General features: G+C 60.7%; 12 protein-coding genes. 3 read left to right on the top strand and 9 right to left on the bottom strand.

Going from position 1 to position 12,212, the window contains the following annotated elements; translation table 11 throughout:
• Nucleotides 1-35: 35 nt before the first annotated feature.
• Nucleotides 36-983 (bottom strand): choline ABC transporter substrate-binding protein, encoded by a 948-nt coding sequence (locus PSJE_RS17500; RefSeq protein WP_057712981.1) that lies wholly within the window; start codon nucleotides 981-983, stop codon nucleotides 36-38.
• A 435-nt stretch (nucleotides 984-1,418) separates the two neighbouring features.
• Between PSJE_RS17500 and PSJE_RS17495 the strand changes: the two genes are divergently transcribed.
• Both PSJE_RS17495 and gbdR read left to right on the top strand, forming a co-directional pair.
• A complete protein-coding gene (locus PSJE_RS17495; protein ID WP_090451855.1) occupies nucleotides 1,419-2,795 on the top strand; it encodes an L-serine ammonia-lyase in 1,377 nt (458 codons plus the stop codon).
• A gap of 540 nt (nucleotides 2,796-3,335) precedes the next feature.
• Complete coding sequence (gene gbdR / locus PSJE_RS17490; protein ID WP_007975492.1) at nucleotides 3,336-4,439, top strand: choline metabolism transcriptional regulator GbdR; 1,104 nt, start codon at nucleotides 3,336-3,338, stop codon at nucleotides 4,437-4,439.
• A 95-nt stretch (nucleotides 4,440-4,534) separates the two neighbouring features.
• Here the strand turns inward: gbdR and PSJE_RS17485 are convergent, their stop codons facing one another.
• The 6 genes from PSJE_RS17485 to PSJE_RS17455 all read right to left on the bottom strand — a co-directional run bounded on the left by PSJE_RS17485 (nucleotide 4,535) and on the right by PSJE_RS17455 (nucleotide 9,924).
• Complete coding sequence (locus tag PSJE_RS17485; RefSeq protein ID WP_007995656.1) at nucleotides 4,535-4,801, bottom strand: hypothetical protein; 267 nt, start codon at nucleotides 4,799-4,801, stop codon at nucleotides 4,535-4,537.
• 367 nt (nucleotides 4,802-5,168) lie between these two features.
• Nucleotides 5,169-6,332 (bottom strand): gamma-butyrobetaine dioxygenase, encoded by a 1,164-nt coding sequence (locus tag PSJE_RS17475; protein WP_090451851.1) that lies wholly within the window; start codon nucleotides 6,330-6,332, stop codon nucleotides 5,169-5,171.
• 13 nt (nucleotides 6,333-6,345) lie between these two features.
• Complete coding sequence (locus PSJE_RS17470) at nucleotides 6,346-6,822, bottom strand: thioesterase family protein (protein WP_090451849.1); 477 nt, start codon at nucleotides 6,820-6,822, stop codon at nucleotides 6,346-6,348.
• A 154-nt stretch (nucleotides 6,823-6,976) separates the two neighbouring features.
• Nucleotides 6,977-7,942, bottom strand: coding sequence for an L-carnitine dehydrogenase (locus tag PSJE_RS17465; RefSeq protein WP_090451847.1), 966 nt, complete (start codon nucleotides 7,940-7,942; stop codon nucleotides 6,977-6,979).
• 55 nt (nucleotides 7,943-7,997) lie between these two features.
• Nucleotides 7,998-8,885, bottom strand: a complete 888-nt coding sequence (gene cdhC, locus PSJE_RS17460; RefSeq protein WP_057712986.1) for a 3-dehydrocarnitine:acetyl-CoA trimethylamine transferase CdhC — start codon at nucleotides 8,883-8,885, stop codon at nucleotides 7,998-8,000.
• Nucleotides 8,886-8,979: 94 nt separating this feature from the next.
• A complete protein-coding gene (locus PSJE_RS17455; protein WP_090451845.1) occupies nucleotides 8,980-9,924 on the bottom strand; it encodes a choline ABC transporter substrate-binding protein in 945 nt (314 codons plus the stop codon).
• A gap of 209 nt (nucleotides 9,925-10,133) precedes the next feature.
• On the opposite strand from PSJE_RS17455, the gene PSJE_RS17450 reads away from it, so the two are divergent.
• The gene (locus tag PSJE_RS17450) at nucleotides 10,134-11,078 is read left to right on the top strand and encodes a GlxA family transcriptional regulator (RefSeq protein ID WP_090451843.1); all 945 of its coding nucleotides are present in this window, start codon (nucleotides 10,134-10,136) and stop codon (nucleotides 11,076-11,078) included.
• Nucleotides 11,079-11,207: 129 nt separating this feature from the next.
• Here the strand turns inward: PSJE_RS17450 and PSJE_RS17445 are convergent, their stop codons facing one another.
• Together PSJE_RS17445 and PSJE_RS17440 are read right to left on the bottom strand one after the other, a co-directional pair.
• The gene (locus PSJE_RS17445) at nucleotides 11,208-11,624 is read right to left on the bottom strand and encodes a DUF3010 family protein (protein ID WP_090457710.1); all 417 of its coding nucleotides are present in this window, start codon (nucleotides 11,622-11,624) and stop codon (nucleotides 11,208-11,210) included.
• Between the two features lie 61 nt (nucleotides 11,625-11,685).
• On the bottom strand, nucleotides 11,686-12,087 hold the full coding sequence (locus PSJE_RS17440; RefSeq protein ID WP_057712989.1) for a lysozyme inhibitor LprI family protein: 402 nt from the start codon (nucleotides 12,085-12,087) through the stop codon (nucleotides 11,686-11,688).
• Nucleotides 12,088-12,212: the final 125 nt, after the last annotated feature.

Genomic DNA, 12,212 nt, shown 5'->3' with positions numbered 1-12,212 from the left:
CAGCCCGGACGGCCGAGGCCGCCCGGCATAAGCGATTACTTGGCCAGTTTGGCTTTCACGGCCTCCAGGCCTGGTTTACCGTCAATGGTGGTCACGCCAGCGAGCCAGGTATCGAGCACCTGTGGATTGTTTTTCAGCCAGGCCTTGGCGGCCGCGTCAGGCTTCATCTTGTCGTCCAGGATGTTGCCCATCAGTTCGCTTTCCATGTCGACGGTGAACTCCAGGTTCTTCAGCAACTGACCAACGTTGCTGCACTCCTGCGCGTAACCCTTGCGGGTGTTGGTCGCCACGGTGGCGGCACCGAAGTCGGGGCCGAAGAAGTCATCGCCACCGGTCAGGTATTGAATTTTGAAGCGCTTGTTCATCGGGTGCGGCGCCCAGCCGAGGAACACCACGGCGGTGTCGCGTTTCTGTGCGCGGTCAACCTGCGACAGCATGCCTGCTTCGGAGGACTCGACGACTTTGAAACCGGCGGTCTTCAGGCCGAAGGCATCCTTGTCGATCATGCTCTGGATCAGACGATTACCGTCGTTGCCAGGCTCGATGCCGTAGATTTTGCCGTCGAGCTCTTTCTTGAATTTGGCGATGTCGGCGAAGTCATGCAGGCCCTTGTCGTACAGCGCCTGAGGGACGGCGAGGGTGTACTTGGCGCCCTTGAGGTTGGTGCGTACGGTTTCCACGGTGCCGGCATCGCGGTAGGCCTTGATGTCGTTTTCCATGGTCGGCATCCAGTTGCCCAGAAACACGTCCATGTTCTTGCCGTCGGCCAGGGACTTGTAGGTCACGGGCACGGAAATCATGGTGGTCTTGGTCTTGTAGCCGAGGGCGTTGAGCACGACGCTGGTGGTCGCGGTAGTCGCGGTGATGTCGGTCCAGCCGACATCGGAGAAGTTTACGGTACTGCACTGCGCCGGTTCTGCGGCTTGCGCCAGAACCGGCAGACTAAGCATGGCGGCCAACAACAACGACGGGGAACCTTTCATGGATGGACTCCTTGGTGTTTTTTTTGGCAGTGTTCCGACTGGACCACCGCACTTATAGGTTGCGGTTGGATGGCGTTCTGGAGACAGCTCTACCGCAGCGCCTTGCAATCGAGTCGATATGATCATGTACCAGTGAAAATCTGACGCCTACAGGGTGCGTCGTATCCAGTACAGGGATGGTCGCATCCAGTGTCGGTGACGTCGTTTACAGATTTTTTCAGGCCCTTTTCCTCTTCTGAACCGCAAAAAAACGGCGAAAACACGGCGTAAAAGACACGCGGCGCTGGTGGGCATGAGTGCGTCGGTTAGAGACGTCGAACAACACGATAAAAGCTTGATGATGCGGTCATCTCGGCGGATTGCAGCTTGAGCGTAGCAGCTCCGTCACCGTGCGTTTTTGCGTGCGCAGTGGGCCCATCCAGGAGTTCGGCAGTAATGGCTATCAGTGTTTTCGACCTGTTCAAAATCGGCATCGGCCCATCCAGTTCGCACACCGTGGGGCCCATGCGGGCGGCGGCGTTGTTTGTGCAGGGCCTGCGCGAGCGTGGGTTGCTTGAGCAGGTGCGGCGTGTCGAAGTCCAGCTGTTCGGCTCGTTGTCGGCCACCGGTATCGGCCACGGCAGCGACAATGCAGTGATCATGGGGCTGATGGGCGAGTGGCCGGATGCGATTGATCCGTCGCAAATCGGCATCCGTATCGCCAACCTGCGCGAGACCGACACGCTGCTGCTCGACGCTCGCTTGCCGGTGCCCTTCATCTGGGGCCGGGACATGCGCCTGATCGACGAGAACCTGCCATTCCATCCCAACGCCATGACCCTGATTGTCGAGGGTGATGACGGCGAGTTGCATCGCGACACCTACTATTCGGTCGGCGGCGGTTTTGTCGTCGATGAAGCGCAGGCCTCCAGCGGTGTCGTCGACCTCGACAGCACGGTGTTGCCTTATGATTTTTCCAGCGCCGCCGAGCTGCTGGAACTGTGTAAAAAACACAACCTGCGCGTGGCTGAGTTAATGATGGCCAACGAGAGGGTGTGGCGCAGCGAGGATGAAATCCGCAGCGGCCTGATGAAGCTCTGGCGCGCCATGCAGGATTGCGTTGAACAGGGCCTCAAACACGAAGGCATCCTGCCCGGCGGGTTGAACGTGCGCCGCCGCGCGGCCAAGCTGCATCGCAGCCTGCAGGAACTGAACAAACCCAACGTGATCGGCTCGACCTTGAGCGCCATGGAATGGGTCAACCTGTTCGCCCTGGCGGTCAACGAAGAAAACGCCGCCGGCGGGCGCATGGTCACGGCACCGACCAACGGCGCGGCGGGGATCATTCCGGCGGTGCTGCACTACTTCATGAAATTCAGCGAGGCCGTAACCGACGCCAATGTCGTCGACTACTTCCTCGGCGCGGCGGCGGTGGGAATCCTGTGCAAGAAGAACGCCTCGATCTCCGGTGCCGAAGTCGGTTGCCAGGGCGAAGTCGGTTCGGCCTGCGCCATGGCGGCGGCGGGGCTGGCGGAAATCCTTGGCGCCACGCCAGAGCAACTGTGCAACGCGGCGGAGATCGGCCTGGAGCACAACCTCGGCCTGACCTGCGACCCGGTGGGTGGGCTGGTCCAGGTGCCGTGCATCGAGCGCAACGCAATTGCCGCGGTGAAGGCGATCAACGCCGCGCAAATGGCATTGCGCGGTGATGGTCAGCACTTCATTTCGCTGGATCGGGTGATCCGCACCATGCGCGATACCGGTGCCGACATGCATGACAAATATAAGGAGACATCGCGGGGTGGGTTGGCGGTGAGTGCGGTGGAGTGTTGAGACCGCGTTGACCCCATCGCGAGCAAGCTCGCTCCCACAGGATTCGGTGTGGATTGGAGAAGTGAGACACACCATAAATCCCTGTGGGAGCGAGCTTGCTCGCGATAGCGCCAGACCAGTCAAAACTGCGCGCTAAGTGAACACCCGCTCGAAAGCGCGCCACCTTTTGGCGCGTCGCTCACAGATAAATCGCCTTGCCACTGATCGAGGGCCAGCCAGCCTTCGACCGCCCGTCACCCGTGCTTGCGGTGACACTCCTCTGCGATGCGGCGAAACGCCGTTCCCACAAGTGCTACCGAATTGCTCACAGCTTGTGGGCCGGGGCGCTTGCCAGTCCTGATGGCCATTTAAATCCCCACGCCTTGCAAGACATACATAGACACATTCCGACGTCGTTTTTAGGAGTTATTGAACGCGCATTCAAATTTAGGCATGGCAATTGCTCTGTCATTACAAAGCCCGTCTCCCACGCGAGAACGATGGCAATAAAAAGAGCCTCCGCCTGAGGCCATCACCCGCTTTGTGTGAGGAGATACCGCGATGACGACGTTCAACTCCGGGGCCCAACCCCAGAACCGTGCGCCTCAATCCATCGGCTTTCTGCTGCTGGACAATTTCACGCTGATTTCTCTGGCCTCCGCAGTGGAACCGCTGCGCATGGCCAACCAGTTGTCCGGTCGCGAGCTTTATCGCTGGACCACCCTCACCGTCGATGGCGGCCAGGTCTGGGCCAGTGACGGCCTGCAAATCACCCCCGACGCTTCCATGCACAAAGCCCCGCCGATGGACACCGTCATCGTGTGCGGCGGCATCGGCATCCAGCGCACCGTTACCCGGGAACACGTGTCATGGCTGCAAAGCCAGGCTCGCCAGTCCCGCCGCCTCGGCGCGGTGTGCACCGGCAGCTGGGCCCTGGCTTGCGCCGGCCTACTCGATGGTTTCGATTGCAGCGTGCACTGGGAATGCCTGGCGGCGATGCAGGAAGCTTTCCCGCGTGTAGCGATGAGCACCCGCCTGTTCACCCTCGACCGTAATCGCTTCACCAGCTCCGGCGGCACCGCGCCGCTGGACATGATGCTGCACCTGATCAGTCGCGATCACGGACGTGAACTGTCCGCCGCGATCTCGGAAATGTTTGTCTACGAGCGCATCCGCAACGAACAGGATCACCAGCGTGTACCGCTCAAGCACATGCTCGGCACCAACCAGCCGAAGTTGCAGGAAATCGTCGCGTTGATGGAGGCCAATCTTGAAGAGCCGATCGACCTGGACGAACTGGCGGTGTATGTCGCGGTGTCCCGTCGTCAGCTCGAACGCCTGTTCCAGAAGTACCTGCACTGCTCGCCTTCGCGTTACTACCTCAAGCTGCGCCTGATCCGCGCGCGCCAGCTGCTCAAGCAAACGCCGATGTCGATCATCGAAGTGGCTTCGGTGTGCGGGTTTGTGTCCACGCCGCACTTCTCCAAGTGCTACCGCGAATACTTCGGCATTCCGCCGCGTGACGAGCGCGTAGGGTCCAACACCACCCAGCAGGTGGCGATGATGCCGTTGCCTCAAGCGCTGGTGCTGTCGCCGTTGTCCGGGCCGTTGTCGGCGCTGAGCCAGGCGCGTAATGAGTCTACGTTTGCCAGTGTAAGGCTCTAGACCGAGGCGCCTTCATCGCGAGCAAGCTCGCTCCCACATTGGTTTTGTGAACGACACAGATCAAATGTGGGAGCGAGCTTGCTCGCGAAGGCTGTTTATCGGCCTGTGTGGCTCTGCTGATACTCCGCCAGCGCCGGCAACAACTGCTTGTCGATCGCCTGGCGCACCGCCGGCAAGATGGTCGCGCTGCTGGTGTACATCTGTTTGACCATGGTCCGCAGGGTCATCGCCCGTACATCGTTCAAACCTCGTACCGCACACTCGCAGGCTTGCTCGGCGGTGGCGCCGGTGGGCACCTCGAAGCCCAACGACTTGAGCTGGCCCAACAGGTCTTCCTGGTCTATCAAATCGGCGTGCATCATGACGCAATCCTTCTTCAGGGAACGGTGTCTTGGTTCGATTCTGGTAGGGGTGCCGGGTGTCGGCAAGGGCGAATTGTCGCAATGGCAGCATTGGCTATGAACAGGTCGTTTTCGGGCAACTTGCCGGCCAAAGGAGGGGGCACACTGGACTCAGCTCGCTTCACGAAGGTTTGGTCACCCTCGCACGGCAGCTCCTCAACAGTACCCTCTGCCTCGATCCTGTCACGGCTTGATCGGGGTTTTTTTTGCCTGTGAATCCGGGAGATGGGAGGTGTCTGCACTGGCGCCATCGCGAGCAAGCTCGCTCCCACAGGTTATTCGCAATCCCTGTGGGAGCGAGCTTGCTCGCGATGAACGATGACGCGGTTCAGCGCTGTAACACGAGGATGCGCGACAACAACTCATCCCGGTCGACATAGCAGCCCTGGAAATGCCGGGCGCCGGTGGCGGGGTCGAAGGCGTTGCGGGCGTGCAGGGTGCGGCGGTTGTCGAAGCACCACAGTTCACCGGGATTGAGCCGCTGCATCAACCTGAATCGAGGCTCGCGGGTCATTGCGATAAAGCGCCGGTAGGCCTGATACAACTTGGGCATCTGCTCCACGGATGCATCGAAGGGGCCGCGCAGAAAGTTGGCCATGCGGATTTCCGACACTTGCCCCAACGTATCCAGGGCAATGATCGGTGCCAGGCAGCGGTAGTCGCTGTGACGGTCCTTGTTGCGAAACTCCACGGGGATTTCGCAGAGGCTTTTGAAAGATTCGGGGTCTTCCCGGCGCAAGGCATCGGCAATGGCAAACCCGTCGACAAAAATGCTCTCGCCACCCTCGGCGTCATTGACCAGGCAGTGCAGGAATTGCAGCCCCGGTTGCAACTCTCGGGTTGGCAAATCGCTGTGCAGCGGCAGGTTGAACGCGGTGTAGGCGTTGCTGTCGGCGTCGGCCTTGGATTGCACGTTGAACAGCACGCCGAAATTGCTCTCGCGGATGAAGGAAATCCGTTGGGCGATCAGCTTCAGAGAGCCGGGTTCGGTGGGCACGCCACGGACTTGGGTCAATCCGACATCCCGTACCGCCAACAACCATTGCAACAAGGCGTCAGAGTCGTTCATCAGCGCCTGATACTCGAATACCGGCAACTGCAAATTACTGTGCCAAAGCCTGGCTTTTGGCTTGCGTGCCTGGCGCTCGGCGCGGGACTCGTCGTCATAGGCGTGGGCGCGCAGCCAGCCGGGGTCGAAGCGGCTGCTGTGGCCGTCCTGCCAATCAACCGACAGGCAACCTTCGGTGTCGATGTGCACTTGGTCAGGGATCAAGTCTTGAGCTGTATCGACGATTTCCAGCACTTGCTCGCGGGTCACGGTGTACACGCACTGGGGGCACGGGCAATTGTCTCTCAGCCATTGATGGTGGAAGGGGCTGACGCGATTGTCGGCCCACTTCACCAGAACACGGTCCGCCAGGGTCTGCACGGCAGTCAGCGCGCTGATCAACGGATAGGTACGAAAGTCGGCAAAGGCAGCGGCGGTGTTCATGGCGATCTCCTTGTTATTTTTTTTGGGGTAATGCGATCACTCGGCCAATGTACTCGGGCGCTGGCAGGTCCGCCTGTTCGGCGACGATGGCTTGCAGCTGGCTCAAGGACTGCTCGCTGAACGGCGCCGAACGCGGCCCGGCGAGGTCCACGTGCAGCAGCATCTGTTCATTGCCAGCCAGTTCCCGGGCATCACCCACCAGATGCAGGCTGTGATAGAGGTGCACGCGCTTGTTGTCGTGGGCGATGATTTGGGTGTGCACTTCGACCTGGGCGTCGAGCTTCACCTCGTGCAGGTAATTGAGGTGCAGTTCGAGGGTGAACAGCGAGTTGCCGCTGGCCTCGCGGCTGTTGCTGTCCAGGCCCAGGCGATCCATCAGGGCATCGGTGGCGTAGCTGAAGATCAGCAGGTAGAAGGCGTCGCGCAGGTGGCCGTTGTAGTCGACCCAGTCGGGGATGATGGTGGTTTGGTAGGTGGTGAGGGTGGGCATGGTTTCTGATCCAATTTGTGTGGTGACCGGATTGCCGCTATCGCGAGCAAGCTCGCTCCCACAGGTGACCGAGTTGTATCAGACACCTGCGATCAAATGTGGGAGCGGGCTTGCTCGCGAAGGGGGCAGACCTGCTGGCCCATTAGCTTGAGGTTTACTCGCTGAAGGCCATCCCATGCTTCTCTTTGGTGGTCTTCACCGCCTCCAGCACCGCCAGCAGGCAGTCATCACGATAGCGCTCCAGCGCCGAAATGCTGTGTTTGCCCAGTTGATCGCTGGTGCCATCGACCACATCATCGATCAGTTTGTCGGTCAGCTCCGGCGCCGGCAGGTAGGTCCACGGTAATTGCAACGCCGGGCCGAACTGCGCCATGAAGTGACGCATGCCGGCATCGCCGCCGGCCAGGGTGTAGGTCAGGAAGGTGCCCATGAACGACCAGCGCAAGCCGGCGCCGAAGCGGATTGCATCGTCGATTTCACCAGTGGTCGCCACGCCGTCGTTGACCAGGTGCAGCGCCTCGCGCCACAGTGCTTCGAGCAGGCGGTCGGCGATGAAACCCGGCACTTCCTTGCGCACGTGCAGCGGGCGCATCCCCAGGGATTCATAGACCTTCATGGCCGCTTGCACCGCTTCAGGGGCGGTGTTTTTACCGCCGACCACTTCCACCAGTGGCAGCAGGTAAACCGGGTTGAACGGATGACCGACCACACAGCGTTCCGGGTGCGTCGAACTCTCGTAGAACTCGCTCGGCAACAGGCCAGAGGTGCTGGAGCCGATCAGCGCATTGGGCTTGGCTGCCGCGCTGATTTTGCTGTGCAGGTCCAGTTTCAGCTCCAGCCGTTCCGGGGCGCTCTCCTGGATGAAATCGGCATCGCGCACGCACTCTTCGATGGTTGCGACAAAACGCAGGCGATCCTGCGATGCACCCGGTGCCAAACCTTGTTTTTCCAGTGCGCCCCAAGCGTTGGCGACACGCTTGCGCAGGGCCGCTTCGGCACCGGGGGCCGGGTCCCAGGCCACTACATCCAGGCCATGGGCGAGGGCGCGGGATACCCAACCGCTGCCGATGACACCGCTGCCTAACGCTGCGAAGGTTTTGATTTCGGTGATAAAGCTCATGGTCAATTCCTGAATTTGGCTCGGAAAAAAAACTGTGGGGGAAAAGGTGGTGGGATTAACCGCGCTTGGTCAGGCCCATTTTTGCTCGGCCTTCAGCCGGGGTCAGGACGCGGGCGCCGAGACGGCTGAGGATTTCCGAGGCGCGCTCGACCAGTTGGCCGTTGGTCGCCAGTACGCCCTTGTCCAGCCACAGGTTGTCTTCCAGCCCGACCCGCACGTTGCCGCCGAGCAACACTGCTTGTGCCGCCATCGGCATCTGCATGCGACCGATACCGAAACCGGCCCAGACCGCGTCGGCCGGCAGGTTGTCGACCATGGCTTTCATGGTGGTGGTGTCCGCCGGTGCGCCCCAAGGGATGCCCAGGCACAGCTGGAACAACGGGTTGTCGAGCAGGCCTTCCTTGATCATCTGCTTGGCGAACCACAGGTGGCCGGTGTCGAAAATTTCCAGCTCGGCTTTCACGCCCAGTTCCTGGATGCGTTTGGCGCCAGCGCGCAGTTGGGCCGGGGTGGAGACGTAAATGGTGTCGCCGTCGCCGAAGTTCAGGGTGCCGCAGTCGAGGGTGCAGATTTCCGGCAGCAGTTCTTCGACGTGGGCCAGGCGGGTCAGCGGGCCGACCAGGTCGGTATTCGGGCCGAATTCCATCGGGTTCTCGCCAGCGCCGATTTCCAGGTCGCCGCCCATGCCGGCGGTGAGGTTGACGATGATGTCCACGTCCGCCTCGCGGATGCGCTCCATCACTTCGCGGTACAGCGCCACATCACGGCTGAACTTGCCGGTTTGCGGGTCGCGCACATGGCAGTGAACCACGGTGGCACCGGCCTTGGCGGCTTCCACGGCGGCGGCCGCGATTTGTTTCGGGGTGACCGGCACGTGCGGGCTCTTGGCGGTCGTGTCGCCAGCACCGGTGAGTGCGCAGGTGATGATGACGTCGTGGTTCATTTGGCGGTTCCTTACAGGCGAGTTTTTGGTTTTGGCCGGGCGTGGTGATCCCGTTCGCAGCCCGGTGGGGCTGCGAGTCGGTGGTTCATTCGGTTTATTTACTGGTCAGTTTCAGGTTTTCAGCCGCCGGTTTGCCATCGAAGGTGGTGACGCCTTCAAGCCAGCGTTTTTTGTCCTGCGGGTGATCCTTGAGCCATTGTTTGGCCGACTCGAAAGCGTCCTTGTGATCCAGCAGCGGCTGCATCATCCGGCTCTCGTCTTCGGCGGTGAACGTCAGGTTGCTCAGCAGGCGACCGATGTTCGGGCATTGTTCGGTGTAGGTCGGTGCGGTGACGGTCCATACGGTGGCCTTGCCTTCGTTCGGGCCAAGGGCGTCGTCGCTGCCGGTGAGGTAGGTCATTTTCACGTTGACGTTCATCGGGTGCGGCGCCCAGCCGAAGAACACCACGGCTTCGTTGCGACGCACGGCGCGATCCACGGCGGCGAGCATGCCGGCTTCGCTGGATTCGACCAGCTGGAACTTGCCGAGGCCGAACTGGTTCTTGGAGATCATCGCCTTGATCTGGGTGTTGGCGCCCGAGCCAGGCTCGATGCCGTAGATCTTGCCGCCCAGTTCTTTTTCGAATTTGGCGATATCAGCGAAGGTTTTCAGGCCCTTGTCGGCGAGGTAGGTCGGCACGGCGAGGGTCGCGCGGGCATCCTGCAGGCTTGGTGCTTCAAGCACCTTGACCTGCTTGGCATCGACGAACGGGGTGATGGTCTGGGTCATCAGCGGGTTCCAGTAGCCGAGGAACAGGTCCAGACGCTGGTCGCGGATCCCGGCGAAGATGATTTGCTGGGAGGCGCTGGTTTGTTTGGTGCTGTAGCCGAGGCCGTCGAGCAATACCTGGGTCATGGCACTGGTGGCGATCACGTCGGTCCAGTTCACTACACCCATGCGCACGTTCTGGCACGCGGCGGGTTCGGCGGCCATGACACTGGCGCTCAGCAAAGCGGTACCACTGAGTGCAAGAACACAGCTGCTGATCAGTCGTTTCATCTCGGGTTCCTCGGCAGTTCGTTTATTGTGAGTTCCGGTGTCTGATGCGCCGGTGATGCCAAGTTACGCAGCTAAGCGCCCATGAAAGCGCACTGCGGCGACCGACTCTTGCACTGCAGCGACCTGTGCTCTTGAATGCCGCGGGCAACAGGCGTATCAACGTCCTCACGCTCCTCGCCCTCTCGCTACCTGCCAATCGAGTGCGCTCCATGTCCCAGGATTTCTACTTCTTGTTGATGCCGGGTTTCTCGGCCATCGGATTTATCTCGGCCATCGAGCCGTTGCGGGTCGCCAATCGCTTTCGCGGCGAGCTGTATCGCTGGCATGTGCTGAGCGCCGACGGCGGGGCGGTGCTGGCCAGCAACGGCATGTCGGTCAACGCCGATGCGGCGCTGGAGCCGCTGAAGAAAGGCGCGACGCTGCTGGTGGTCGCCGGGTTCGAACCCCTGAAGTTCGCCACCCCGGCGCTGGAACATTGGCTGCGCCGCCTGGACAACGAAGGCGTGACCCTCGGCGCCATCGACACCGGCAGCTTCATCCTCGCCGAGGCAGGTTTGCTCGACGGTCATCGCCTGACCCTGCACTGGGAAGCTATCGATGCCTTCAAAGAGTCCTATCCACAGCTCAGCGTCACCCAGGAACTGTTCGAGATCGACCGCCGGCGCATCACCTCCGCTGGCGGCACCGCTTCCATTGACCTGATGCTGGATCTGATCGCCCAGGCCCATGGCCCCGGGCTGGCGATCCAGGTCAGCGAACAATTCGTGCTCGGCCGCATCCGCCCGCGCAAAGACCATCAGCGCATGGAAGTCGCCACCCGTTATGGCATCAGCAACAAGAAGCTGGTTCACGTGATCGGCGAGATGGAGCAGCACAGCGAACCGCCGCTGAGCACGCTGGAACTGGCGGAATCGATCAAGGTGACGCGGCGGCAGCTGGAGCGCCTGTTTCGCCTGCATCTGAACGACACGCCGAGCAATTTCTACTTGCGATTAAGGCTGGAAAAGGCCCGGCAGTTGCTACGCCAGACCGACATGAGCGTGCTGGAAGTGAGTATTGCCTGCGGGTTTGAATCGCCGTCGTATTTCACCCGCAGTTATCGGGCGAAGTATGAGCGGTGCCCGCGGGAGGATCGACGCACCGCCAAGGCATAATCACCCGAGAAACCTGTGGGAGCGAGCTTGCTCGCGATGAGGTCGGCACATTCAACATAGATGTCGACTGCCTTACCGCCATCGCGAGCAAGCTCGCTCCCACAGGTTATTGGTGTTCCGGAAGTTTATTTACTTCTTCACCAATGCCGAACACGCAGCCTTGTAGGCCTCATGCTGATATTTGTTCAGCGTCGCCGGCAGCTCGACATTGAATTTCTTGCACTGCGCCGTGATGGTCTGCGGCGACAGCAAGGTCACCTCGCAATTCTCCAGCAACTGGAAAACCCCCTCGATCTTGAACGTGGTCGGCCCGCCAGCGAACTCGCCTTTCTTGCTGCGTTTCTTGATCGCAATGCGGTCGATGGAATTCTCACGGACAAACGAAGCGACCTGAGCGGCGAATACTTTGACGTTGGCGGCCTCGTCGTCATCGTCCAGGGCAATTTTCTTGGTGGCGAGCGCGACATGGCTCAGCGCCTGACCGTCCAGCGTGGCCACGGCGATGATCGCTTCGCTGCCTTTGATTTCGATGCCGCAGACTTTCATGTTCAATCCCATTAGTGACAGAGGGTGTGCAGCTTACAGCTCAAGCTGGCTGGGGAACGGATCACTCCTGCCCAATCGACTCCAAAAACTCCGACCGCTCGTCGCTCATCCGTGCAATGCAATCGTTCTGGGCAATGGTGAGCGCCTTGCTGCCACTGGTGGCCGGGAAGGCTTCGACGGCGCAGTCTGCGTCGCGGGTCTTCAGCCATTGCTGTTGGGCGGCTTTGATCTTGGCGGTGATGTCGGCCAGTTGCGACGGGTTTTTGCCGTATTGCGACTGCATGCGCTCGGTCAGGCCCTGGAGGTTTTCCTTGAGCAGGTCTTCGGCGGAGGTTTTGCTGAAGGCCGAGCACTCGAGGGTCTGGATGTCGTTTTCGACTTTGTCGCAGGGATTGTCGTCGGCCACCTCCGCTGCGTGTACGCCGGTCGCAATCAGTGCCATTGCCAGAATGATCGATTTCATTATCGTCGCCGCTCTTGTCCAGTGAAGCATCCAGTGATGCGGCGAATTCTGGCCCAAGCCAGGGGCCTTGAACAGGTCGATGATTGTGCCTGGCGACGACCCTTTGTCGCGGATTGACGCTTTCG

The organism is Pseudomonas jessenii (assembly GCF_002236115.1).
In the GTDB taxonomy this organism is placed as follows: Bacteria; Pseudomonadota; Gammaproteobacteria; order Pseudomonadales; family Pseudomonadaceae; genus Aquipseudomonas; species Aquipseudomonas jessenii.
The sequence above is the reverse complement of the archived record's forward strand: the minus strand, read 5'-3'. Positions and strand labels throughout refer to the sequence as shown.

What these genes read in the sequence shown, in the direction of transcription:
- PSJE_RS17455 (WP_090451845.1), bottom strand. Translation starts at nt 9,924, where the DNA reads ATGAAACGACTGATCAGCAGCTGTGTTCTTGCACTCAGTGGTACCGCT.
- cdhC (WP_057712986.1), bottom strand. Translation starts at nt 8,885, where the DNA reads ATGAACCACGACGTCATCATCACCTGCGCACTCACCGGTGCTGGCGAC.
- PSJE_RS17440 (WP_057712989.1), bottom strand. Translation starts at nt 12,087, where the DNA reads ATGAAATCGATCATTCTGGCAATGGCACTGATTGCGACCGGCGTACAC.
- PSJE_RS17465 (WP_090451847.1), bottom strand. Translation starts at nt 7,942, where the DNA reads ATGAGCTTTATCACCGAAATCAAAACCTTCGCAGCGTTAGGCAGCGGT.
- PSJE_RS17445 (WP_090457710.1), bottom strand. Translation starts at nt 11,624, where the DNA reads ATGAAAGTCTGCGGCATCGAAATCAAAGGCAGCGAAGCGATCATCGCC.
- gbdR (WP_007975492.1), top strand. Translation starts at nt 3,336, where the DNA reads ATGACGACGTTCAACTCCGGGGCCCAACCCCAGAACCGTGCGCCTCAA.
- PSJE_RS17475 (WP_090451851.1), bottom strand. Translation starts at nt 6,332, where the DNA reads ATGAACACCGCCGCTGCCTTTGCCGACTTTCGTACCTATCCGTTGATC.
- PSJE_RS17495 (WP_090451855.1), top strand. Translation starts at nt 1,419, where the DNA reads ATGGCTATCAGTGTTTTCGACCTGTTCAAAATCGGCATCGGCCCATCC.
- PSJE_RS17450 (WP_090451843.1), top strand. Translation starts at nt 10,134, where the DNA reads ATGTCCCAGGATTTCTACTTCTTGTTGATGCCGGGTTTCTCGGCCATC.
- PSJE_RS17500 (WP_057712981.1), bottom strand. Translation starts at nt 983, where the DNA reads ATGAAAGGTTCCCCGTCGTTGTTGTTGGCCGCCATGCTTAGTCTGCCG.
- PSJE_RS17470 (WP_090451849.1), bottom strand. Translation starts at nt 6,822, where the DNA reads ATGCCCACCCTCACCACCTACCAAACCACCATCATCCCCGACTGGGTC.
- PSJE_RS17485 (WP_007995656.1), bottom strand. Translation starts at nt 4,801, where the DNA reads ATGATGCACGCCGATTTGATAGACCAGGAAGACCTGTTGGGCCAGCTC.